The following is a 22,638-nucleotide window of genomic DNA, read 5'->3' on the forward strand; positions in this document are numbered from 1 at the left end:
GGGTGACGGCGAGCCGATTCAGTCCGGGGTGCCGAGCAGACGCCGGAGGACCCAGGTGTTGCCGCCGTCATCGTAGGTGTGCACGAACTCGTCGAGCACGGTCTGCGCGAGCGCGAGCCCGCGCCCGCTCTCGCTCTCCGCGTCGGGCATGGCGACGTCGTGCCAGTCGATCGATGCCGGAGGGGCCGTGTCGACCAGGGTCGCGGTGAGGTGGTCTGCGGCGATGCGGATGTCGATGCGCAGCTGCACGTCGGTCGGCCCGTCGCTGTGCTGCACCATGTTCGTGGCCACCTCGCTCACGGCCAGCGTGAACAGGGTGCGGTCCAGGTCCGGGACATGCGATGCCGCCGCCCACGCGGCGTCGAGCGCATCGAGCACGCCATCGACGAGGGCGAGCCGCGCCGGCCCGTCGAGTCGGATGACGTGGGCGTCAGCGTCCATCGAACGCCGATTCCGGCGTGGGGTAGTCGCGCAGGACACGGTCGAGGTTCGTCAGGCGCAGCACCGTGCGCACGGCATCCGGAACCGCGGCGATCCGCAGATCGCCTCCGGCGACGCGCGCGCTCTTGAGCCCGCCGACGAGGGCTCCGAGACCCGACGAGTCGACGAACTGCAGGTCGACCATGTCGATGACGATCCGCGATTCGCCGGCGGTGATCAGATCGCCGACCGCGTTGCGGAGCAGGGGAGCTCCGGTCGCCGTGAGTCGACCGCCGAGTGCGATGACGGCGTATCCGTCGCGGGATTCACTGTTGAGATCCATGGGACTCCTTCTCGAGGATCAGAGCGGCGGGGCCGCGGTACCGTGCGGCCTGGATGATGACGCTGAGGACGACGAGGTCGTAGAGGACCCAGGCGGTGTTGACGAGAGTGCCGGTCCCGTCGGCGGTGCCGATGAACACCCGGACGATGCCGATCACGAGTGCGATGCTGAGGACGACGATCGCGGTGAGCTGCGGCCAGATCTCGCCCCAGGGCACGCCGCGAGGATCGCGGCCGTCCTTGCGCGTCACGGCGAACGACAGCGGTCGGCCCAGCACCACGTTGGCGAAGGCGGTCGTGCACGCGCGGATCCATACCGGGAACAGCGCGAGCGAGTACTGCTGCCCGCGCCAGGTCTTGACGCCTCTCGCGACGAACAGGAACAGCAGCTGGTTCACGAGGAAGTACGGCAGGAAGCGGGCGAAGAAGTCGACCGACCAGGCGGTGACCGGCAGCACGCCGAAGACGAGGTACACGACGGGCGCGGTGAGGTACACGATCGCGGCGAAGCCGGACAGGTAGCTCCACATCGTCGCGAAGTACATGAGACGCTGGCCGACCGACAGTCCGCGCTTGGCGAGCGGGTTGTCCCTCAGCATCACCTGGAGCGTCCCCTGCGCCCAGCGCAGTCGCTGGGTCAGCATGGTGCGCAGGTCTTCCGGGGCGAGACCCTTGGCGAGGATCTCGTGGTGGTAGACGCTGCGCCAGCCGATCGCATGCAGCTGCATGGCCGTCGCCATGTCCTCGGTCACCGAGATCGTGGCGAGCGGGAGGATCGGCTGCGCCTCGTCGCCGCGATCGAGTCGCAGAGCGTCGAGCAGCGCCCGCACGGTGTCGAGCGCCGTGATCGGGGACAGATCGGATGCCGCCAGTGCAGCGAGCCCTGCCTCGTCGACGATCACGGCGTCGAGCTGCGCATCATGGGCGATCGGCAGCGCGCCGAGTTCCTCGAGGTCGGCGCGGATGCCGGCGAGGTCGTCGGCGATGAGGATCCGCGAGGCGTTGTCGACGGCCTCCCTGACGCCGTCCGCGACCTCGGAGACGGGGGCGCCGTCGGCCAGGTTGCGGCTTCCCCGGCGGATCGCGATCTGCAGGGCGGAGAGCTCCCGACGGAGTCGCGGGTCGGATGCCGACCGCATCTCCTTCTCGATCATCTGCTCCGAGGTGCGGAGCGCTCTCGCCGCGGAGTCGGTCACCTCGCGCACGTAGCCGATGATGCCGAGCTGCATGAGCGCCTCCCGGCGCAGCACGGCATTCGACCCGCAGAAGAAGGCGGCGTTCCAGCCGTCCTTGCCCTGCTGGATCGGCCCGTAGAACAGCGGTGCCTGGCTGCCGAGCGGATCGGCCTCGTCCACGTTCATGAACCACTGCGGCGTCTGCACGAGCGCGACCTCGGGGTCGTCGGCGAAGTAGCCCAGGGTGCGGTGCAGGATCAGCGGGTCGGGGATCTGATCGGCATCCAGGATGAGCAGGAACTCCCCATCGGTCTGGAACAGGGCGCTGTTGAGGTTCCCGGCCTTGGCGTGGCGGGGTTTGCCGGTCCAGTCGTCCGAGCGCGTGAGGTAGCCCAGGCCCGCCTCGCGCGCAGCCGCCTCGAGCTCGGGGCGGGACCCGTCGTCGAGCACCCAGGTGGTGTGCGGGTAGGCGATCCGCTTCGCGGCGCGGGCGGTGGTCATGACGAGCTCGATGGGCTCGTCATACGTCGTGATGAACACGTCGACCGTCCCCTGCGGAGGCGAGACGGGCGCGGGGCGCTCTCGGGCCCTCCACATCGTCAGGCAGAACAGGAACGTGTCGATCAGACTGTAGGTCTCGGCGATCACGAGCGGCACGGCGATCCACCACGCCGACCAGTTCACCGACTCGAGCCAGCGCCAGGCGACGTAGTTCACCCCGAGCAGGACCGACAGCAGGGCGAGGATGCGGATCGTCGCGAAGCGCGCGGTCACGGCTCGCGCCTCACGACCACCACGGTGATGTCATCCGTGGCCCGTTCGTCGGAGGACAGCCGGAGCGCCTCCCGGATCGCGCCGTCCGGCCCGAGCGTCGTCAGCACGCGGTACACGTGCGCGTACGGGTCGTCGGGGTCGAGCACGTCGAGCAGGCCGTCGCTGCAGCAGACGAACGAGTCGCCCTTGTCGAGGCGCGTCGTGCGCGGCTCCCTCTCCTCGGGCGGCTGGAGGCCCATGCCCATGCCGAGAGGCAGGCTGGTCGATCGCAGGTGCTCCCACGAGCCGTCGGCGCGCAGGATGAAGGCGAGGCTGTGTCCGGCATCGATCACCTGCAGCTCTCCCGTCTCCGGCTGCAGCTCGGCGTGCACCGCGGTGACGAACATCGACGTGTCTGCGAGGTCCTCCTCCAGCAGCCGGTCGGCGTCGGCGATCGCCTCGGCGATGCTGCGGTCGGGAGCCGTGCGCAGCGACGCGCGCACGCTGGCCGCCACGAGTGCCGGGCCGGTGCCCTTGCCCATGGCATCCGCCAGCGTGATGCGCAGTGATCCGCGGTGCATGCGGAGGTCGTAGAAGTCGCCCGCGATGCGACCGCGCGAGACCGCACCGCCCGCGATCGTGTAGCCGGGGACATCGGGGTGCTCCTGCGGACGGAGCGCGCGCTGGATGACCGCCGCATGGTCGAGCTCGGCGTCGTTCGCGAGTTCCGACTGCACCCAGAAGGCGAGGTCGCGGAGCAGGCCCTGTTGCGCCTCGCTCAGGGTGTGCGGAACGGTGTCGAGCACGCACAGGGTGCCGATCGGTTCGCCGCCGGGGGCGTGCAGCGGGTGACCGGCGTAGAAGCGCAGATGCGGGTCGCCGACGACGAACGGGTTGTCGGCGAAGAGGTCGGTGGCGCTGGCATCCTCGACGATGACGGTGCGGTCCTGGCTGACCGTGTAGTCGCAGAACGAGTCCTGGCGTGGGGCCTCGGAACCGCCGAGCCCGATCTCGGACTTCCGCCACTGCCGGTCGCGGTCCAGCAGCGAGACGCTGACCATGGGCACGCCGAACATCTCCTTGGCCAATCGTGCCACTCGATCAACGCGCTCATCGCGCGGTGTGTCGAGGATCCCCAGTTCCTCGAGCGCTTCCTGTCTTCTTCGCTCGTCGAACATCTGCCGCCCTCCACGGTCACCTTCATCCTAGGAGGGAACGGGTCAGATCTCGTCGACCGAGAAGCGGAACGCCGCGCCCTGGCGGAACGGCTCGATGATCTCGAAGTTCTCGTAGGCCGGACCGCCGGGGATCGGCGACGCGCTCGCCCAGTACGACCAGCGGGCGTTCACGACGGCCTCGAGCTCGGGGTGCGGGTCATCGACCCGCCAGCTCTGCACGGCGCGGCGGCCGAGGAAGCGCCAGTGCTCGGCGGTGTCGGCGGAGTACTCGACCGACCACGGGTCCTCCTCGTCACCGGTTGCGCTCACGACCGCCGCTTCTCCGTCGCGGGCGAGCGCGGACAACGGGAACCGCGCATGCTCGGCGAAGGCCGTGCCGGAGAAATCCGGCCACAGCTCGGCCGCGGTCACGATGCGATCGGCGAGGTGCAGCCGCCGCAGTCGCGCCCAGTTGCCCATCGTCGCCGTGAGGATCAGGTGGGACAGCGGGACGGATGCCGCGTTCGCGTAGCCTGCGACCTCGACCTCGTGCGGACGGTCGGCGAAGAACCGCACGCGCACGCGGACGTCCGCCCCGTTGTCGAAGCGCTCGACGCCGATCCAGACCGTCAGGGTCTCGATGCCATCGGCGGTCTCGACGACGCCGCGTGCGGGAGGATCCCCGGCGGCCCGCTCGACGGCATCCGCTTCCTCGGCCGACCAGAGACGCTTGCCGCGTTCGCCGGGGTCGAGGGTGCTGGGTTCGAGCTCGGAGAACCCGCGGTGGGTGTCGCCTGCGGGGATCGGCTCGACAGCGATGAAGTTGACGAGCCGCTCGGGCGGATGGTCGAGGTAGGGGGCGAAGACACGGAGCAGGCCTCGGGGGCCGGGGATCGGCGGGATGCCGATCTGGATGCCGTCCGGGTGGCCCCAGCGGGGCTCGGCATCGGGTGCGCCGGACGGCCGGAGCCACCCGTGTTCGGGGGAGAGGGGCATGTCGAAGACCCTAGTGATCTGAAATCGATTTCGCTAGATTCGTGGCATGCATCGTCGCAGAAGACCCCTTCGAGTCGCCGCCCGTCGAACCGCCGTCGCGGCATCCGTCGTTCTCGCCGTCGGGCTGGCCGGCTGCGCCGGCGGACGCGCCCCGAGCGTGGACCCGGACCCGGACAAGCCCTTCGTCCTGGAGGGGGTCTCGGGGCTCACCGAGATCGCGCAGCTCACCGGTCCGGATGCCATGAACGACACGGCATCCGTCTCGGTCGCCGGCACGGATCTCGGCTCCATGGTGAACGTGGGCGACAAGACCTTCTTCCTCTTCGGCGACACGTTCGGCGAGCGTGATCCGGAGTCCATCGGCGGCCAGGGCGGCTTCTGGAGATCGAACGTCGCCGCCTGGACCACCGACGACGATCCCACGGACGGCATCGACTTCGAGGGGTGGGTGGAAGACGACATCGGGCTCGCCGGGCCGCTCATCGAAGGCGATCACGATGCCAACGGGGCCGGCGGCGAGGTGACGAAGATCCCCACCTACGGCTTCGCGATCGGCGACACGATCTACGTCTCGTACATGTCCGTGAAGTTCTGGGGCGAGCCGGGCGCCTGGGATGCGAACCGCTCCGCGCTCATCGTCTCGCGGGATGACGGCACAACCTGGTCGCCGGTCGACGGCGTCGAGTGGCCTGGCGACTCGAACTTCATCCAGTTCGCGACCGCGCAGGTCACGGAGGGCGGTGAGGACTGGATCTACTTCTGGTCCATCCCCTCCGGCCGGTTCGGCGGCGTCCAGTTGATGCGCGTGCGCGCCACGGAGGCCGCGGTCGAGGACCAGTCGTCGTACTCGTACTTCGCCGGGCTCGACGGCGAAGCGCCGCAGTGGAGCGACGAGATGACGGATGCCGAGACGATCGTCGAGGGCACGATCGGCGAGCTGTCGGTGATGTGGTCGACCTACCTGGAGCGGTGGATCATGACGTATTCGGATGCCGGCAGCGCCTACATCCGTGAGGGGATCACGCCCTGGGGGCCGTGGGGCGAGGCGATCGAGCTCGTGCCCGGATCCGAGTATCCGGGGCTGTATTCCCCGTACCTGAATCCCCGCTACGTCACGGAGGACGGCCGCCGCATCCACTTCACGCTCTCGCTCTGGGACCCGTACAACGTGTTCTGGTTCTCGGCCGACCTCGACCGCGCCGACTGAAATATCGCAAGGTTGATCTCCCTTGCGCATGAAATCGATTTCGCCTACTCTGGCGCTACCCGGTCACTGAGGATCGATCGGCCTGCACAGCAGCGACTCGATGAGGAGTCCGTTCCCTGAGGAGGAACAAGATGAGAATCACCACCCGCACCCGACGCACAGCGATCGCCGCTCTCGGCGCGCTGACGGTCGGCTCCCTGCTCGCCGCCTGCGGCGCGGGCACCCCCGGTGGAACGGCGGGAGGCGACGGCGGCGAAGACGGCGTCACCACGGTCCAGTTCTGGCACCGGAGCTTCACGCCGGTCGAGAACGAGTGGTACGCCGACATCGTCAAGCAGTTCAACAAGTCGCAGAGCGACATCAAGGTCGTCGACACCGAGGTCCCCGCCGATGCCTGGGATCAGAAGATGAAGGCCGCGCAGGCCGCGGGCAAGGCGCCCGACGTCTACACGAGCTCGGCCAACCTGCTCGACCTCGTCAACGCCGGCTCGGTGCACGAGCTCGACTCGATCGTCTCCGAAGACGCGCTCGGCGAGATCATGGACACCGCCACCTCGATCTCCGAGGTCGAGGGCACCCACTACGCCTACCCGCTGCTGCTCGAACCGCAGACCGTGCTCTTCTGGAACACCGACATGCTCGACGCCGCCGGCGTCGACTCCTCCGCGGCCCCCGAGACCTGGGATGACCTGCTCGCGGCCTGCGCGAAGATCCAGCCGACGCTCACGGACGGCCAGTACTGCATCTCGCCGGCGCAGGACGCGGTGACCATGGCCTGGTCCACCGTCGGACAGCAGTACAACTTCGCCGGGCACCTCGCGCTCACCGACGACTGGGCCGCGCCCGACATCGACAACGACGGCTATCGCGGGCTCATGGCGCAGTACAAGGAGCTGTGGGACAAGGGATACATGCCCAAGCAGCCGCTCGCCGCGTACGTCGGCGGTGAGGACTTCGGTCAGCAGAAGGTGGCCTTCAAGGTCTCCGGTTCGTGGATGATGTCGGAGATCGGCTCGGACTACGCCGACCTGCTCGCCAAGACGGGAGTCGGCGCGTTCCCGAGCGCGCCGGGTGCGGACGGCCGCACCGCCACCACCATGGGCAACTTCACCTGGGTGGTCGATGCCAAGAGCAAGAACGCCGAGGCCGCCGGGAAGTTCCTCGAGTGGGCCATCGCCGGAGACCCGGAGAACCTCGTGCCGTTCTTCGTCGACACCCAGTTCACCAAGGTTCCCGTCCGTCAGTCGGTGCAGGATGCCGTCGCCGCGAGCCAGGAGGCCGCGGACGCCCCGTGGTCGAGCATCATCGTGGACGAGATCGCACCCGATGCGATCGCCGGCGCGACCTACCCGTGGGACGTGAACCTCGCCGTGGGCACCGCCATGGAATCCGTGATGAAGGGCTCCGCCTCGGCGGACGACGCGATCAACACGGCCAACGCCGCGATCCAGACGGTCATCGACCGTGACGGGCTGCCCGACAAGGCGCCCAAGAACTGACATCGCCCGCTGTCCGGGGGTCGGGGGTCCCGGTCCCCGGACAGCGTCGGCCCTGAGATCGCGACGAGGTGGATATGGCCAGTCAGGCTGTGCAGGAACGCCGGGAGATCCGGCAGAGACAGAACCGGTACAAGTACCGCGACAACCGGACCGCCTACTGGTTCCTGGTGCCGCTGGTGGTGCTGCTCGGGATCTTCGTGATCTGGCCCGCCATCTACGCCGGATACCTGTCCTTCCAGGACTGGAGCTTCTACAAGGACCCGGAGTTCGTCGGCATCCGCAACTACGCGAACGTCCTGAAGGACCCGCTGTTCATCGCCACGATCGGGCGCGGCTTCCTCTTCGTGCTGATGACCGTGCCCGCGATGCTGGTCCTGGCGTTCCTGTTCGCGAGCCTCGTCGTGGCGGTGTCACGACGGGCGGCGAGCGTCCTCAAGGTCAGCATCTACATCCCGACCATCATCTCCGCCGTGATCACGTCGATCATCTTCGTGCTGATCTACAACTACTCGGGCGGTCTGCTGAACGCGTTCCTGGGGATCTTCGGTGTCGACCCGATCGCGTGGATCGGCGACCCGAAGTGGGCGCTGCTCGCGGTCGCCGTCCCCGCCATCTGGCTCGGCATGGGGCTCACCTCGCTGATCATGGTCGCAGCGATGGTCGACATCCCCACCGAGTACTACGAGGCCGCCGCGATGGAGGGCGCGAACTGGGGGCAGAAGACCGCGTACATCACGATCCCGCAGATGAAGAACGTGGTGCTCTATCTGCTCATCACCGGCTTCGTCGCGGCGATCCAGCAGTTCGAGCTTCCTCTCGTCATGACGCAGGGCGGTCCGCTCGACTCGACGACCCTGCCGAACCTCTTCATCTTCAACCACTTCCGCAACGACGTGAACGTCGGCTATTCGATCGCGGCCGCGCTGCTGCTGTTCGTGGTGCTGGGAACCATCTCGGCTCTCGTGTTCAAGTTCGTCAACTCCGAGAGGCTGGTGGACTGAGATGGCCGTCATGCAGGAGACCACCCGCATCGTCCTCGCCGGCAAGGAGCCGCGCGCACAGCGCAGAGCGCCGCGCACGGCCGGCGGCTGGCTGATCGTCCTCGGCAAGGTGATCCTCGGCGCGCTCTTCGTCGTCGCCTCGCTGTTCCCGCTCGCCTGGATGGTGATCGCGGGATTCAAGTCGAAGACCGAGGTCGTCGAGACCCCGTTCCAGTTCTTCCCCGAGGTGTGGCTGTGGCAGAACTACGCGCAGATCCTCGCTGACCCGACGTTCCTGCGCACACTGCTGTGGACGTTCTTCGGAGCCGTGCTCTTCACGGTCGGCAGCCTGGCGGTCAACTCCCTCGCCGCCTACGCCTTCGCGCGCCTCGACTTCCGGTTCAAGGGGACGATCTGGGCGATCGTCATCACGACGATGTTCATCCCGGGCATGACCATCCTGCTCACGAGCTTCATCGTCGTGACGCGCCTGTCCATGCTCGACACCCTCGGCGTGCTGGTGATCCCCGGGCTCGCCAGCGCCGGGATGGTGTTCTTCATCCGGCAGTTCTACCTGAACATCCCGAAGAGCCTCGAAGAGGCCGCGATGCTCGACGGCTGCGGCCGGTTCGGCATCTTCGTGCGGATCTTCCTGCCGCTGTCGAAGCCCCCGTTCGTGGTCATGGGCATCACGGCGTTCCTCGCGTACTGGAACTCCTATGTCTGGCCGATCCTGACCATCACCTCGCCGGAGAGGTTCGTCCTGCAGCAGTACCTGGCGACCTTCCGCTCGGAGCGCAGCACCGAGCTGGGGCTGCTCATGGCGGGGTCCGTGCTGGCGGCGGCACCGGTGATCATCCTGTTCCTGATCTTCCAGCGCCAGATCATCGGCAACATCAAGATGGCAGGTCTCAAGTAGAGGAGAGGTCGATGGAGACCCAGAACACGCACGGTGGCGGAATCAGTCGCCGAGGAGTGCTGCAGGGAGCCGCCGTGCTCGGCGCCGCGTTCGTCGCGGCGACGGCACCGGCACCACCGGCATCAGCCGCCGGACTCACGGTGACGAGGATCAAAGTGCTCGCGGGAACCCAGAGCCCGCTGCAGTACGGCGTGGGCGCGACCGATCTCGGCATCCCGGCCCGCACGCCGGACGGGCGGATGCTGTTCCTGTTCGGCGACACATGGGCCGACACCGTGGGAGGGGCGAACTGGCGCTCGCCGGTGGCGCTGTACTCGTCGACGACGAACCTCGACGCGGGCGTGACCTTCGACGGCTGCGGCGGGGCGGGCGCGAACACGCAGGGCGTGGCGCCGCAGCTCTGGTACTACCCGCACGACGCGTACTTCACGACCGTCATCCCGTCCGACGTGATAACGATCGGATCGCGGATGTACCTGCACGCGATCGTGAACGGTCCGCAGTTCGGCGCTGTGCGCTGGACCGAGCTGTGGAAATCGGACGACAACGGCGCGACCTGGCAGCACACCGGTCTGCAGTTCCCTGCCGACATGGCGGGCGGGAAGTTCCAGTGCATCACGTGGGGGCTCGGCAGCGACGGCTACGTGTACATCTACGGCACCGGATTCCAGCGCGACAAGGGCATCGTGCTCTACCGTGTGTCGTCGAACAACATGACCACGCTCTCGGCCTACCAGCCGTGGGGGTTCGCGAACGGATCCTGGGGCTGGGGAAAGCCCGTGACCGAGGTCCTGCCCGGAGGGTTCGGCGAGATGTGCCTGCGGCCCCTCGGCGGCAAGTGGATCCTCACCTGGTTCAACGCTCCCGAGTACCGGATCGACGCGATGGTGCTGAACACCCCGACCGACAACCTGTACACGGCGACCAAGACGACGCTGCTGCACGGCACCGAGTGGGGAACGGAGGATGCCTCGCACGTCGCGCAGTTGTACGGCGGATACATCATCCCCGGGTCGACGCTGTCGGATCTGCACCTCAGCGTGAGCCAGTGGCACACCGGGAACAACAGCGTCTATCACTCGGAGCAGTTCCGGGTGCAGGGACTCGTCTGAGGGCAGCGGTCAGAGCTCGACTGACCCCGAGATGACCACGTCGGCACGGCCGCCCACCCACACCTGATCGGCCTCCCGGCTGATCCGGATCCGTCCCCGGCGTCCGATGGCCGTGCCCTGTGCGGCGAGATACGGGGCGTGGGCGCGACCGCTCGCGAGCAGCCACTCCGCCGCCGCGGCGTTCAGGCTGCCGGTCACCGGGTCCTCCCGCAGCGGGCCCTCGCCGTCGGTGAAGAACGCGCGCAGCTCGAACGCGGTCTCGGATCCTTCCGGGTGAGGGCCGATCAAGCCGATGTCCCAGACGCCGGGGTGACCTGCGACATCGGGGCGGAGGCCGAGAACCGTCTCGGCGCTGTCGAGCAGCAGGCCGACCCAGCCGGGGCCGTTGTCGAGCCACTCGGCGTCGACGAGCTGCTCGCGGCTGATGCCCAGGATCTCGACCAGCTCGGTGACGAGCTCGGGCGCGACGGGGCCGGAGCGCGTCCGAGGCGGCGAGGCGAAGGCCAGTCTGTCGCCGTCCACCCGCACCGGGATCAGGCCGGCAGGGCACTGCTGGATCACCGTGCCGGGGGTCGACGGCGCGCCGCCGGCATCCAGCCACGCCCTCGCCGTTCCGAGCGTCGGATGCCCCGCGAAGGGGAGTTCGGTGCTCAGGCTGAAGATGCGCACGCGGTAGTCCGCGCCGGCATCGGTCGGCGGCAGCACGAAGGTGCACTCGGAGAGGTTCGTCCACACCGAGAACCGTCGCAGGTCATCGTCGTCGAGGCCGTCCGCATCGAGCACGACGGCGACGGGGTTCCCCGTGCCGGGGGTGTCGCCGAACACGTCGACCTGTCGGAATCCACGCTGCATGTCTGGAGGATAGCGGGCTGACGGGCGCGCCCGCACTCGCACTCAGCAGACGGAAAGCTCGTCTTCATACCGTCGAGGGAGGGAATGCCCCTGCTCCGCGCCTGGCGCGCGCGTGTCCTGCCACGAAGGAAGAACTCCTCATGACGAACACCACCCGCCCCTCTGCCTCCGCCTCGCTGGGACTCCTCGTCCTCCGCGTCGTCGTCGGAGCCGTCTTCGCCGCCCACGGTGCGCAGAAGATCTTCGAGTACACCCTGCCCGGCACCATCGGCAGCTTCGCGGGCATGGGGATCCCCCTGCCCGAGATCGCGGCACCGGTCGTCGCCTTCATCGAGCTCGTCGGCGGCATCCTGCTGATCGCCGGGTTCTTCACCCGCCCGGTCGGCATCCTCCTCGCGATCGACATGGCCGTCGCCCTCGTCGCGGTGCACCTTCCGGCCGGACTCTGGGTCGGCGAGGGCGGCTACGAGTTCGTGGCCGTGCTCGGCGTCGCCGCGCTCGCGCTCGCCTTCACGGGCGCCGGGCGGTTCTCCCTCGACGCAGCTCTCCTGCGCGGACGCGTCCCGGCCTGGATCGCCTGAGGATCGATCGCGAGCAGCCCGGACGCCGTCAGTCCTGAGGCGCCCGCGGCGGGGTCGCCCCGATGTCGGGAACGGGAGCCGTCCCTAGGTGGACCTCCAGGTCGTCGGCCGTCGGCGTCTTCGGACGCCGCGCGGTCGGTCGGTCGAGGTAGAACACGGCGGTCGAGGCGATGTCGTCGCGCAGGGGGAGGTAGCGCCAGCCGCTCCGCCAGCCGAGGGCCTGGATGTCGACCTTCGGGATGCCGGTCGCGAAGTGGATCGGATCGAGCAGGTGCCAGCGGTACATGCCGAAGCGCTGCTGGCTCACATAGAGGCCGTCCGGTCTGATCACCTGCGGCATCCCGAGATACGGGGTGGAGAACTCGGTGTAGCCACTGCCGGGGATGTCGAAGTTCCAGGCGCCGCCGAAATAGTCCTCGGTGCCGGTGCCGCAGATCGTCGGATACTCGGTGTCGTCGTCGAGGTAGAACTTGATCTCGCCCTCGCCCCACCAGCCGTTGGAGTTCACTCCCCAGGCGATGTACGTGCCGACGTACTGGCCATGGCCCTCGATCCCCTCGAGGATGACGTGCGGCGTGAGGTCCTCGAGGGGGTTCGACCGACGCCACTGGGCATGGAAGTACGCGTCGTTCGAGTGGTCGCCGCCGATCTCGTACGTCACCTGGTAGTACACGCGCACGTCGACGACCGAGGTGTTCTCGACCGTCAGGCGCGCGCCGTCCTTGAACGGCATCGGCCAGTACGAGTTGAAGCCGCCGTGCGGGTTCGCGGCGATCGTCTGCGAGTTCACCTGGGCGAACACGCCCCAGCCGTTGCAGAAGAAGTCGCCGTACGGCACCTCGACCGCCGGCTCCTCGGATCCGTCCCAGTAGGCGCGCAGCAGCAGTGTGCGCCAGTTGTCGGTGTGCGTCGTGATCCAGATGTGCGTGATCTTCCCGGCACCCTCGATGTTCGCGAGCTCGAATGTCTCGCCGGCCTTGATGTCGATGCTCGGGGAGATCTTCCAGCCGGGGCCGAGGTCACGCGCGTTCCCCGCGCCCGTGCCCTCGGTCGCCCGGCCTCCGCCCCCAGCGGAACCGTCGAAGTTCTCCGGCGAGATCGAACGCGTCTGCACGGATCGCAGCGCTGCGAGGGATGCCAGGTCAGAGGAAGCAGAAGTCATGGGCGTCAATGTAATCGATTTCAGCGCAGAACTCCAGAGATCGCCTGCGCGCGCGATACTGTTGCTTCACGTCCGGCTCGACCGGGCAGGCAGTGAGGGTGCATGGCCACGATCTACGACGTCGCAGAACTCGCGGGAGTCTCTCCCGCGACGGTCTCGCGCGTCTTCAACGGCACGAGCGTGTCGGAGGAGAAGGTCGCCGCGGTCCGGGATGCCGCCGAGAAGCTGAGCTTCACACCGAATCGCACGGCACGCACCCTGCGCCGCCAGAGCTCCGAGGTGATCGCTCTGGTGATCCCCGACATCGAGAACCCCTACTTCACCGAGATGGCCCGCGGCGTCGAGGACGTGGCATCCGAAGCCGGCTACTCGGTCGTGCTCTGCAACTCCGATGCCCAGATGGAGAAGGAGGCCACGTACCTCCGGATCGCGATCGCCGAGCACATGTCCGGCGTGATCATCGCGACGGCGGACGAGGGCACCAAGCTCGACACGATCCTGGCGACCGGGCGACCCGTCGTCGCCGTCGACCGCAGCACGACCTACGACATCGACGGGGTCGTCATGGCGAACCGCGCCGCCGGGACGTCGGCGACCAAGGATCTGATCGACGCGGGGTATCGGCGCATCGCCTACATCGGCGGCCCCGAGCACATCGACACGGCGGCCGAGCGCGCCGCGGGGTGGCGTACGGCGCTCGGTGCCGCGTATCCGGATCTCGACCTCGACGCGCTACAGCGGTTCGAGACGTTCCGCGTCGACGGCGGCCGTGCCGCCATGGAGGATCTCCTCTCGCTGCCGGAACCGCCGGATGCCGTCGTCGCCGGGAACAACCTCATCGGCGTCGGCGCGATCCAGGTGCTCACCGAGCACGGGCTCACGCCGCCCCACGTGGGGGTCGCCGTCATCGGCTCGCTGCCGTTCACGACACTGTCGCCCAGTGCCGTGACCGTCGTGCGACTGCCCGCCCGCCACATGGGCGTGACCGCGGCGCGGATGCTGCTCGAGCGCATCAAGGGCGACAAGCAGCCGGCGCGCACGGTCGTGCTGCGCAACGAGGTGCAGCCCGCGAACCCTCGGTCCTGAGCGGCCTTCGCTCAGGAGGAGCCCCAGAAGCGGGTCGCCAGATTCGCGACCTCCTTGTCGAGCTCTTCGAGTCGCCGGTCGATCGACCCGAGGCGGGTGTCGACCTTGTCCTCAAGGGTGTCGAACTTGTTCTCGAGCAGATCGAACCTGGCATCGAACTGCATCTGGAAGCCGTCGAAGCGGGCGATCATCTCGTTGCGGAGCCCGGCTATCGCGTGCTCGTTCTGTCGGGAGAGCGAGGTCAGCGTGCTCTCGTTCTGTCGTGAGAGCGAGGCGAGCGTGTTCTCGTTCTGCCCGGTCAGGACCGCGAGCGTGTTCTGGCTCTGGCCGGTGAGTGCCGTCAGCGTCCGGTCGTTCTGCCGCAGCAGCAGGGAGACCGCGCCGATCATCACGGCGGCGAACACGCCGATCAGTGTCCACACCTGCGGCTCGGTCATCTCCATGGCTCCATTCTGCGAACGAAACACCAGATTGTCACGGTATTCCGGATGCCGACCGCCCATATCCCACGCGCTGTGAACAAGCCGAATCGTGCAGGTTCGGTGCAGCAAGAGTCGCCGCCGCCTTGCGACTTGAAATCGATTTCGCGTACAGTGACGAACAGGTTTCAGATTCTGCCGCTCAGGTTTCAAGGAGGACGCCATGCGCTGCACCCTCGGGGTGGACATCGGCACATCCAGCAGCAAAGGCGTGCTGGTCGATGGCGACGGCAGGATCCTCGCGACCGCGACGCGGTCTCACGACGTCAGCCGTCCGCGCACCGGCTGGGTGGAGATGGACGGGCGCGTGTGGTGGGACGAGTTCGTCGCGATCGCGCGCGAGATGCTCGCCGCTGCGCCGGATGCCGAGATCGCGGGTGTCGGCGTGAGCGGCATGGGGCCCTGCATCCTGCTCACGGACGACGGGGATGAGCCCGTGCGCCCCGCGATCCTGTACGGCGTCGACACCCGCTCCGGCGCACAGATCGAGCGGATGACGGCGGAGCTGGGCGTCGACGAGATCACCCGGATCGGGGGCTCGACGCTCACCTCGCAGGCCGGCGGCCCGAAGCTGGTCTGGGTCGCGGATGAGGAGCCCGACGCGTGGGCGCGTGCCCGCCGATTCTTCATGCCGGCATCCTGGCTCGTGCGCAAGCTCACCGGTGCCTACGTGCTCGACCACCAGTCGGCGAGTCAGGTCTCGCCGCTCTATGACATCGAGAACGAGCGCTGGCATGACCCGTCGTGGGAGCGGTACGCCGACGGCATCGAGCAGCCCGCGCTCGCCTGGGCGGGCGACATCGCCGGCGAGGTGACCGCGGAAGCGGCATCCGCCACCGGCATCCCCGCGGGGACCCCCGTCATCACCGGCACGATCGACGCCTGGACCGAGGCGGTGAGCGTCGGCGCGCACGAGGTCGGCGACCTGATGCTCATGTACGGCACGACGATGTTCCTCGTGGCGACCGGCGCCGAGACGCTGCGCACGCCCTCGATGTGGACGACGGCCGGCGCGTTCGCGGGCACCCGCAATCTCGCCGGAGGGCTCTCCACGTCGGGCGCGCTCACCGCGTGGCTGAAGGACCTCACCGGCGCCGACTATCCGGAACTGCTGGCGGATGCCGAGAGGTCGGGGCCCGGCGCCCGCGGCCTGCTCGTGCTGCCCTACTTCGCAGGCGAGCGCACGCCGATCCAGGATCCGGATGCCCGCGGCGTGATCGCCGGTCTCACCCTCGAGCACGAACGCGGTGACCTCTATCGCGCGGCGCTCGAGGCGACGGCGCTCGGCGTGCGGCACAACGTCGAGACCATGCGTGCGGCGGGAGCCGACATCCGCCGGATCGTCGCGGTCGGCGGCGGCACGCAGGGGAGGCTCTGGCTGCAGGTGATCTCCGATGTCACCGGACTCGACCAGGAGGTGCCGGAGACGACCATCGGCGCGAGCTACGGCGCGGCCTTCCTGGCCGCGACGGCGACCGCCGGCACCGGCGCAGCCCCGCTCATCGCCGACTGGAATCCGGTCGCCGAGACCGTCCACCCGGATGCGGCGCTCCGCGCCTTCTACGACTCGCTGTTCGACCGCTACACGCGGCTGTACGAGGGCTCGAAGGACGTCGTGCACGAGCTCGCCGCCGCGCAGCGCGGAGCATCCGCATGACCCGGCGTGCCCGGGGCATCCCGCACACCTCCGAGGCGACGGCGTTCCCCCTCGGCGGCATCGGCACCGGCAACGTCTCGATCGGCGCCCGCGGCGAGCTGCGCGACTGGGAGTTCGAGAACCTGCCGGACAAGGGGCGGCGCAACCCGCACTCGTTCTTCGCGATCCACGCGCGGCCCGAGGGCGGCGTTCCCGTGACCCGGGTGCTCGAGGCGAAGATCACCGGGCGGCACGACGCCGACGCCGGGTACGCCTTCGACCAGCTCGCCGGTCTCCCGCGCCTCGACGGCGCGACCCTGCACGGCGAATACCCCGTGGTCGATGTCGACTTCACCGACGCGGTCGTTCCGGTCGACGTCTCCCTCCACGCGTTCACCCCACTGATCCCGCTCGATGCCGATGCCTCGGGGATCCCGGCCGCGGTGCTGCGCTACCGCGTGAGCAACCCCGGCCAGGTGCCCGTCGACGTCACGGTCGTCGGCAGCGTCTCGCACACGGCCGGCCGCGGTACGCCGGGACCCGACGCCCCGTGGGGAATGCGCGCGATGCAGAGCGTGCGGTGGCGCGAGGAGGGCGACGTCCGCGGGATCGACTTCGGCATCGATCTCCCCGAGGACGACCCGGGCTACGGCACGCTGAGCCTGACGACGACGGATGCCGCCACCACCGTGAAGCCGCAGTGGGTCACGAGCTACTGGCCGGACGGGGCGCGCCTGTTCTGGAACGACCTGACGGACGACGGGCTCCTCGCGCCCGAGCCGCGGCTCACGCTCGAGGACCGCCCGCGTGGGCTGTTCGCCGAGCTCGACGTCGACCCGGATGCTGCTCCGCTCACCGAGGAGCAGATGCTCGCGAAGCTCCCTCGGCTGCGCACCGGATCGCTCGGCATCGTGCACGCGCTCGCCCCGGGAGAGAGCCGCGACTTCGAGTTCGTGCTCTCCTGGAGCTTCCCGAACCGGCGTCGCGGCTGGCACGGGCACATCGTCTTGGACGACCCACTGGGAGACGGCCCGCTGTCGCCCACGGTCCGCAACCACTACGCGACCCTCTGGCCCGACGCCTGGGCCGCTGCAGAGCATCTGCACCGCGAGCTGCCGGCTCTGGAAGGGGCGACGGATGCCTTCGTCGAGGCCCTGTACGGCAGCACCCTCGACCCCGTGCTCGTCGACGCGATCGGCGCGAACATCGCCGCCGCGCGGTCGACGACCGGTTTCGTGCTCGAGTCCCCGAACCCCGAGCTGGGGGAGGGGCCGGTGTTCGCGGCCTGGGAGGGATCCTTCGATCACGGCGGGTCGTGCGAGGGCACGTGCACGCACGTCTGGTCCTACGCGCAGACCCTCGCCTGGTTGTTCCCCTCGCTCGAGCGCAGCGCCCGGCGCGTCGAGTACCTGCTGGAGACCGACGACGAGGGCGCGCAGAAGTTCCGCGGCAACCGCATCTTCGGCGGGCCGTCGTGGTTCATGGCCCCCGCCGTCGACGGGCAGCTCGGCACCCTGCTGCGTCTGCACCGCGAGTGGCGCTTCAGCGGCGACGACGCGTTCCTGCGGGAACTGTGGCCTGCGGCATCCCGCACTCTCGACTACGCGATCCGCGAGTGGGATCGCGACGGTGACGGCCTGCTCGACGGCGAGATGCACAACACCTACGACATCGAGTTCCATGGTGCCGAGCCGCTCGCGAACGGCGTGTACCTGGCGGCGCTCCGTGCGGGAGCCCGTATGGCCGAACACCTCGGCGAAGCCGAGCGGGCGCGTGCGTGGACGACTCGCGCCGACCACGTCGCCGCGGCGATGGACGAGACGCTCTGGAACGGCGAGTACTACCGGCAGGTGATCGACGATGCCGACGCGCACCGCTACCAGTACGGCGAGGGCGTGCTCTCGGATCAGCTGCTCGGCCAGTTCCACGCCTCCGTGAACGGGCTCGGGCACATCCTGCCGCCTGAGCGCGTGGAGTCCGCGCTCGCCGCGATCGTCGCCCACAACCACCGCACCGACCTGTCTGCGCACGAGAGCACGCAACGCGTCTATGCCCTGAACGACGAGGGCGGACTGCTGCTCGCCTCGTGGCCGCGCGGCGGACGACCCGCGATCCCGTTCGTGTACTCGGACGAGGTGTGGACGGGGATCGAGCACCAGGTCGCGGCCTCCCTGCTGTTCGCCGGTCGCTACGACGACGCGCTGCTGATCGAGCGGACGCTGCGCGCGCGCTACGACGGCGGCCACCGCAGTCCGTGGAACGAGATCGAGTGCGGCAACCATTACGCGCGCTCGCTGGCGTCCTGGGCTCTGCTGCTCGGTGCCACGGGTGCGCAGTGGGATGCGCCGAACGGGACGCTGTCGTTCGCGCCCGTCGGAGCGGGCGGCTCGTTCCTCTTCACCACGGGCACGGGGTGGGGGCGCGTCGAGATCGACGATGACGCCCTGACCCTGCACCTCGACGGCGGCGCGCTCGACGTCGCTGATCTGCAGCTGCACGGCCGGAGCGTCGGCCGCGGCATCCGACTCCGAGCGGGCACTTCGTCGGCCTCAGCCACCCAGAGGTTCCCGCTCACCACGACCCCAACACCGGAGGCATCATGACCACCTACACCCTGCCGACGCCGGCCTCCCGCCCGGCATCCGCTCCCCAGACCGCATACCTGATCGCCTCCGGCGACCTGCGCGAATCCGCCAACACGGGCGGCTGGCCCGTGCAGGTCGAGCTGGAGGCCGGCGTCACCGGGGTCTTCGAGGATCTCGGCTGGACGGTCATCCGCGCGAACGAGGTCGATCCCGCGACCGGGCACGGCTTCATCTCCAGCCAGCGCATGGGGCTCGAGGTGTTCAAGAACATCCCGACGGATGCTCCGCTCATCGTCGCCGAGGCCGTGTGGCAGTACTCGCACCACGTGCTCGCCGGTCTGCGGTCGCACGAGGGGCCGATCCTCACGGTCGCGAACTTCGCCGGCGACTGGCCGGGACTCGTCGGCCTGCTCGGCCTGAACGCCGGCCTCACCAAGATGGACAAGCCCTACGCCTCGATCTGGTCGGTCGACTTCAGCGACGACTGGTTCAAGGCCGGCATCAAGGAGTGGACCGAGACCGGCTCCATCACTCACGACGCCTCGCACGTGCGCGCCCTGCCCGAGCTGCCGGACAGCCCGGAGAAGCAGCTGGGCGAGGCGCTCGCCGCCCAGCTGCTCGCCGAGAAGGCCATCATCGGCGTCTTCGACGAGGGCTGCATGGGCATGTACAACGCCATCTTCGACGACGAGCTGCTGAACAAGACGGGCATCTACAAGGAGCGGCTGTCGCAGTCGGCCCTGTACGCCGAGATGCTCAAGGTCTCGGAGGACGAGGCGAACGCCGCCTACGACTGGCTGATCGATGCGGGCATGACCTTCCAGTACGGCGAGGATGCCGCCACCGAGCTCACCCGTGAGCAGGTGCAGTGGCAGCTGAAGATGTACATCGCCGCCCTGCGCATCGCCGATGACTTCGGCCTCGATGCGGTCGGCATCCAGTATCAGCAGGGACTCAAGGACCTGGTGCCGGCATCCGACCTGGCCGAGGGCATCCTGAACTCCACCGAGCGCCCGCCGGTCACGTCTCGCGACGGCTCGCGCGTGCTGCACGAGGGTCGCGCGTTCCCGCACTTCAACGAGGCCGACGAGGGCGTCGCGGTCGACGCGCTCGTGACCGACCGGGTGTGGCGTGCGATGGGCCTCGTTCCCGACAACACGCTGCACGACGTGCGCTGGGGCGAGGACTTCGACGGCCAGTTCGTCTGGGTCTACGAGATCTCGGGCTCGGTCCCGGCTTCGCACCTCGGTGGATGGCAGAACGCGGAGGGCTGGCGTCAGGGGCATGTGTTCTTCCCGGCGGGAGGCGCCACGATCAACGGCGTCTCGAAGCCCGGGGAGATCGTGCTCTCGCGCGTCTTCATCGCGGACGGCATCCTGCAGGCCGACATCTTCCGGGCCTCCGTCGTCGAGCTGCCGGCCGAGGAGACGCAGCGCCGCAAGGACGCGACGAACCCGGAGTGGCCCATCGCGCACGTCGTGCTGCACGGCATCTCGCGCGACCAGTTCATGGCCCGCCACAAGGCCAACCACGCACAGCTCGTCTACGCGCCCGACGCCGAGACCGCCGACAAGGCGCTGAGCGCGAAGGCCGCGATGTTCGCGGGCATGGGCATCAAGGTCAACCTGGTGGGAGACGTGAACGTCTGAGATCCTGACGGCATGGCCACCGTCGACGACGTCCGTGAGATCGCGCTCGCTCTTCCGGGTGTGGAGGAGACGACGGGCGGACACACCGGAGAGGCGGCCTGGCGGCTGAAGAGCGGCCAGGTCGCCTGGCTCCGCGGACCGAGCGGCACGGACCTGCGGCAGCTCGCCGATCTCGGGCGCGAGTGGCCCGACGGGCCGGTGCTCGGCGTGCGGGTCGGCAGCCTCGAGGAGAAGGACGCTCTGCTCGCGGCCGAGCCCGAGGCGCTCTTCACGATCCCGCATTTCGACGGGTACCCCGGGCTGCTCGTGCGCCTCGACGTGATCGACCGTGATCGGCTGGCGGAGATCATCGACGATGCCTGGCTCGTGCGCGCGCCGGCTCGCGTCGCGAAGCAGTGGCTGGCGGATCGCGGACTGGAGTGACCTCGCCCTAGGCGCTCGTCCTCAGCGCCTTCGTGATTCCGTCGACCATCTGCAGCTGCTCGTCGTCGAGGCGATCGATGAAGAGCTCGCGGATCGCACGCAGATGCGGGACGTTGGCTCGGCGGAAGGCGCCGGAACCCTCTTCGGTGAGCACCACCACCGCGCCGCGGTTGTCGGTCGCGCAGTCGTCGCGCCGGATCAGCCCGCGACGCTCCATGCGCCCGAGGTGGTGGGAGAGGCGGCTGCGCTCCCAGCCGATCGTGCGGGCGAGTTCGCTCGATCGCAGCTCGTGGTCGCCCTGGTCGCTGAGTGCGAGGAGGACGGAGTAGTCCGCTGCGGAGAGGTCGGAATCGTCCTGAAGTCGTCGACCCAGCTCGCCCTGCAGCGTGGCGACGGTCTCGATGAAGTCCCGCCAGACGCGCAGCTGCGGCGCGGTGGGCGTGCTCCGTGCAGCCATGATCGCCTCCTTTTAGTTGACATGTCCATCATATCGGAGTACAACGGAATTACAAGTGGTTGACGTATCAACAAAAGAGAACAGGACAGAGTCGTGAACCCGCAGGGATTCGAGATCGGCCTCAACTCGTTCGGCGACACCGCGTCGTCGGGCGGGCGAGACCTGAGCGGCGCAGAGACTCTGCGCCTGCTGGTGGACGAGGCGCGTCGCGCCGAGGATGCCGGGATCGACGTGTTCAGCGTCGGCGAGCACTATCGACCGGGGCACAACGACTCGGCGACCCCCGTGCTGCTCGCCGCCATGGCCACGGCCACGGAGCGGATCGCTCTCGGAACCAGCGTCACCGTGCTCAGCACCAACGATCCGGTGCGGCTGTATCACGAGTTCTCGACCCTCGACGCGGTCTCGAACGGTCGCGCGCAGCTCGTCCTCGGGCGTGCGTCGGCCACGGAGTCGTTCCCGCTGTTCGGCTACGACCTCGCCGACTACGAGGACCTGTTCGAGGAGAAGCTCGACCTCTTCCTGCGCCTGCAGCGCGAGGAGGCGGTCACCTGGTCGGGCAGCACTCGGGCCCCGCTGCGCGAGCACGTCGCGCAGCCGCGGATGCGGCCGGGCGGCATCCCGACCTGGATCGGCGTCGGCGGCAGCCCGAACTCGGTGATCCGGGCCGCGCACTACGGTCTGCCGCTCATGCTCGCCATCATCGGCGGCAACCCGCAGCGCTTCGCCGGTCACGTCGATCTCTACCATCGAGCGCTCGCCCAGGCGGGGAATCCGCCCCAGCCGGTCGGGATGCACTCGCTCGGGCTCGTGGCCGACACCGACGAAGAGGCGAGGGAGACATGGTGGCGGTACTGGGAGCCGGTCGTCACCGACCTCGCGAAAGAGCGCGGCTTCTACGCGCCGACCCGCGCCCGCTACGAGCACGAGATCTCCGAGGGCGCCCTGTTCGTCGGCTCGCCCGAGACGGTCGCGCAGAAGATCGTCCGCTCGGCGCGTGATCTGCAGCTCGACCGTTTCGACCTCAAGTACGACATCATGCATCTCCCGGCCGAGGCGCGGGCCCGCACCATCGAGCTGCTCGGCCGCGAGGTCGCCCCGCGCGTGCGCGATCTCCTCTCCCTCGAACGCGCCGCGTGAACTCCTCCAACCCAGGAAAGAAAGCAGT

At 68.8% G+C, this 22,638-nt stretch carries 21 protein-coding genes; 12 read left to right on the forward strand and 9 right to left on the reverse strand.

The features are described from left to right. Positions 1–18 precede the first annotated feature (18 nt). The 5 genes from MRBLWH11_RS06915 to MRBLWH11_RS06935 are packed head-to-tail and all read right to left on the reverse strand — an operon-like array spanning position 19 to position 4,843. The gene (locus MRBLWH11_RS06915) at positions 19–441 is read right to left on the reverse strand and encodes an ATP-binding protein (RefSeq protein ID WP_341947271.1); all 423 of its coding nucleotides are present in this window, start codon (positions 439–441) and stop codon (positions 19–21) included. Next, positions 431–763 carry an STAS domain-containing protein gene (locus MRBLWH11_RS06920; protein ID WP_341947272.1) on the reverse strand — a complete coding sequence of 111 codons (333 nt, stop codon included), beginning with the start codon at positions 761–763 and terminating at the stop codon, positions 431–433. The genes MRBLWH11_RS06915 and MRBLWH11_RS06920 overlap by 11 nt, the downstream gene beginning before the upstream one ends. Then, entirely contained in the window at positions 747–2,711 is a 1,965-nt protein-coding gene (locus tag MRBLWH11_RS06925; protein ID WP_116633695.1) for a glycosyltransferase family 2 protein, read from the reverse strand. Before MRBLWH11_RS06925 ends, MRBLWH11_RS06920 begins: the two co-directional genes overlap by 17 nt. Further along, positions 2,708–3,868, reverse strand: coding sequence for a GAF domain-containing SpoIIE family protein phosphatase (locus MRBLWH11_RS06930; RefSeq protein ID WP_116633696.1), 1,161 nt, complete (start codon positions 3,866–3,868; stop codon positions 2,708–2,710). Before MRBLWH11_RS06930 ends, MRBLWH11_RS06925 begins: the two co-directional genes overlap by 4 nt. A 42-nt stretch (positions 3,869–3,910) precedes the next feature. Next, positions 3,911–4,843 (reverse strand): hypothetical protein, encoded by a 933-nt coding sequence (locus tag MRBLWH11_RS06935; RefSeq protein ID WP_341947273.1) that lies wholly within the window; start codon positions 4,841–4,843, stop codon positions 3,911–3,913. A 46-nt stretch (positions 4,844–4,889) separates the two neighbouring features. Between MRBLWH11_RS06935 and MRBLWH11_RS06940 the strand changes: the two genes are divergently transcribed. The 5 genes from MRBLWH11_RS06940 (at position 4,890) to MRBLWH11_RS06960 (ending at position 10,560) form a co-directional block, all read left to right on the forward strand. After that, positions 4,890–6,050: a DUF4185 domain-containing protein gene (locus tag MRBLWH11_RS06940; protein WP_341947275.1), complete on the forward strand. Its 1,161-nt coding sequence runs from the start codon at positions 4,890–4,892 to the stop codon at positions 6,048–6,050. Positions 6,051–6,181: 131 nt separating this feature from the next. Beyond that, positions 6,182–7,549 carry an extracellular solute-binding protein gene (locus MRBLWH11_RS06945; RefSeq protein ID WP_116633698.1) on the forward strand — a complete coding sequence of 456 codons (1,368 nt, stop codon included), beginning with the start codon at positions 6,182–6,184 and terminating at the stop codon, positions 7,547–7,549. Positions 7,550–7,623: 74 nt separating this feature from the next. Next, entirely contained in the window at positions 7,624–8,550 is a 927-nt protein-coding gene (locus MRBLWH11_RS06950) for a sugar ABC transporter permease (protein WP_341947276.1), read from the forward strand. 1 nt (position 8,551) lies between these two features. Next, a complete protein-coding gene (locus MRBLWH11_RS06955; protein WP_341947278.1) occupies positions 8,552–9,448 on the forward strand; it encodes a carbohydrate ABC transporter permease in 897 nt (298 codons plus the stop codon). Between the two features lie 11 nt (positions 9,449–9,459). Further along, entirely contained in the window at positions 9,460–10,560 is a 1,101-nt protein-coding gene (locus MRBLWH11_RS06960; RefSeq protein WP_341947279.1) for a DUF4185 domain-containing protein, read from the forward strand. A gap of 9 nt (positions 10,561–10,569) precedes the next feature. Here MRBLWH11_RS06960 and MRBLWH11_RS06965 read toward each other — a convergent pair whose 3' ends face one another. Beyond that, positions 10,570–11,412 carry a PhzF family phenazine biosynthesis protein gene (locus tag MRBLWH11_RS06965; RefSeq protein WP_341947280.1) on the reverse strand — a complete coding sequence of 281 codons (843 nt, stop codon included), beginning with the start codon at positions 11,410–11,412 and terminating at the stop codon, positions 10,570–10,572. Positions 11,413–11,552: 140 nt separating this feature from the next. Here MRBLWH11_RS06965 and MRBLWH11_RS06970 point away from each other — a divergent pair, with 140 nt between their 5' ends. Next, positions 11,553–11,993 (forward strand): DoxX family protein, encoded by a 441-nt coding sequence (locus tag MRBLWH11_RS06970; RefSeq protein ID WP_116633703.1) that lies wholly within the window; start codon positions 11,553–11,555, stop codon positions 11,991–11,993. Between the two features lie 28 nt (positions 11,994–12,021). On the opposite strand, the gene MRBLWH11_RS06975 is transcribed toward MRBLWH11_RS06970, so the two are convergent. Further along, positions 12,022–13,155 (reverse strand): glycoside hydrolase family 172 protein, encoded by a 1,134-nt coding sequence (locus MRBLWH11_RS06975; protein WP_341947282.1) that lies wholly within the window; start codon positions 13,153–13,155, stop codon positions 12,022–12,024. 102 nt (positions 13,156–13,257) lie between these two features. On the opposite strand from MRBLWH11_RS06975, the gene MRBLWH11_RS06980 reads away from it, so the two are divergent. Continuing rightward, entirely contained in the window at positions 13,258–14,241 is a 984-nt protein-coding gene (locus MRBLWH11_RS06980) for a LacI family DNA-binding transcriptional regulator (protein WP_116633705.1), read from the forward strand. Between the two features lie 11 nt (positions 14,242–14,252). Here MRBLWH11_RS06980 and MRBLWH11_RS06985 read toward each other — a convergent pair whose 3' ends face one another. Continuing rightward, complete coding sequence (locus MRBLWH11_RS06985) at positions 14,253–14,684, reverse strand: hypothetical protein (protein ID WP_341947285.1); 432 nt, start codon at positions 14,682–14,684, stop codon at positions 14,253–14,255. Positions 14,685–14,883: 199 nt separating this feature from the next. On the opposite strand from MRBLWH11_RS06985, the gene MRBLWH11_RS06990 reads away from it, so the two are divergent. From MRBLWH11_RS06990 to MRBLWH11_RS07005, 4 genes are read left to right on the forward strand one after another with little or no spacing between them, the layout of a single operon-like run. After that, a complete protein-coding gene (locus MRBLWH11_RS06990; protein ID WP_341947287.1) occupies positions 14,884–16,377 on the forward strand; it encodes an FGGY family carbohydrate kinase in 1,494 nt (497 codons plus the stop codon). After that, complete coding sequence (locus MRBLWH11_RS06995; RefSeq protein ID WP_341947288.1) at positions 16,374–18,959, forward strand: GH116 family glycosyl-hydrolase; 2,586 nt, start codon at positions 16,374–16,376, stop codon at positions 18,957–18,959. Before MRBLWH11_RS06990 ends, MRBLWH11_RS06995 begins: the two co-directional genes overlap by 4 nt. Beyond that, positions 18,956–20,590: a fucose isomerase gene (locus MRBLWH11_RS07000; protein ID WP_341947289.1), complete on the forward strand. Its 1,635-nt coding sequence runs from the start codon at positions 18,956–18,958 to the stop codon at positions 20,588–20,590. The genes MRBLWH11_RS06995 and MRBLWH11_RS07000 overlap by 4 nt, the downstream gene beginning before the upstream one ends. 12 nt (positions 20,591–20,602) lie before the next feature. Beyond that, complete coding sequence (locus MRBLWH11_RS07005; RefSeq protein ID WP_116633710.1) at positions 20,603–21,013, forward strand: hypothetical protein; 411 nt, start codon at positions 20,603–20,605, stop codon at positions 21,011–21,013. Between the two features lie 7 nt (positions 21,014–21,020). On the opposite strand, the gene MRBLWH11_RS07010 is transcribed toward MRBLWH11_RS07005, so the two are convergent. Further along, the gene (locus MRBLWH11_RS07010; RefSeq protein ID WP_116633711.1) at positions 21,021–21,470 is read right to left on the reverse strand and encodes a MarR family transcriptional regulator; all 450 of its coding nucleotides are present in this window, start codon (positions 21,468–21,470) and stop codon (positions 21,021–21,023) included. Between the two features lie 93 nt (positions 21,471–21,563). On the opposite strand from MRBLWH11_RS07010, the gene MRBLWH11_RS07015 reads away from it, so the two are divergent. Continuing rightward, positions 21,564–22,610, forward strand: coding sequence for an LLM class flavin-dependent oxidoreductase (locus MRBLWH11_RS07015; RefSeq protein ID WP_341947290.1), 1,047 nt, complete (start codon positions 21,564–21,566; stop codon positions 22,608–22,610). Positions 22,611–22,638 lie beyond the last annotated feature (28 nt).

Origin of the sequence: Microbacterium sp. LWH11-1.2 (genome assembly GCF_038397745.1) — a bacterium.
In the GTDB taxonomy this organism is placed as follows: domain Bacteria; phylum Actinomycetota; class Actinomycetes; order Actinomycetales; family Microbacteriaceae; genus Microbacterium.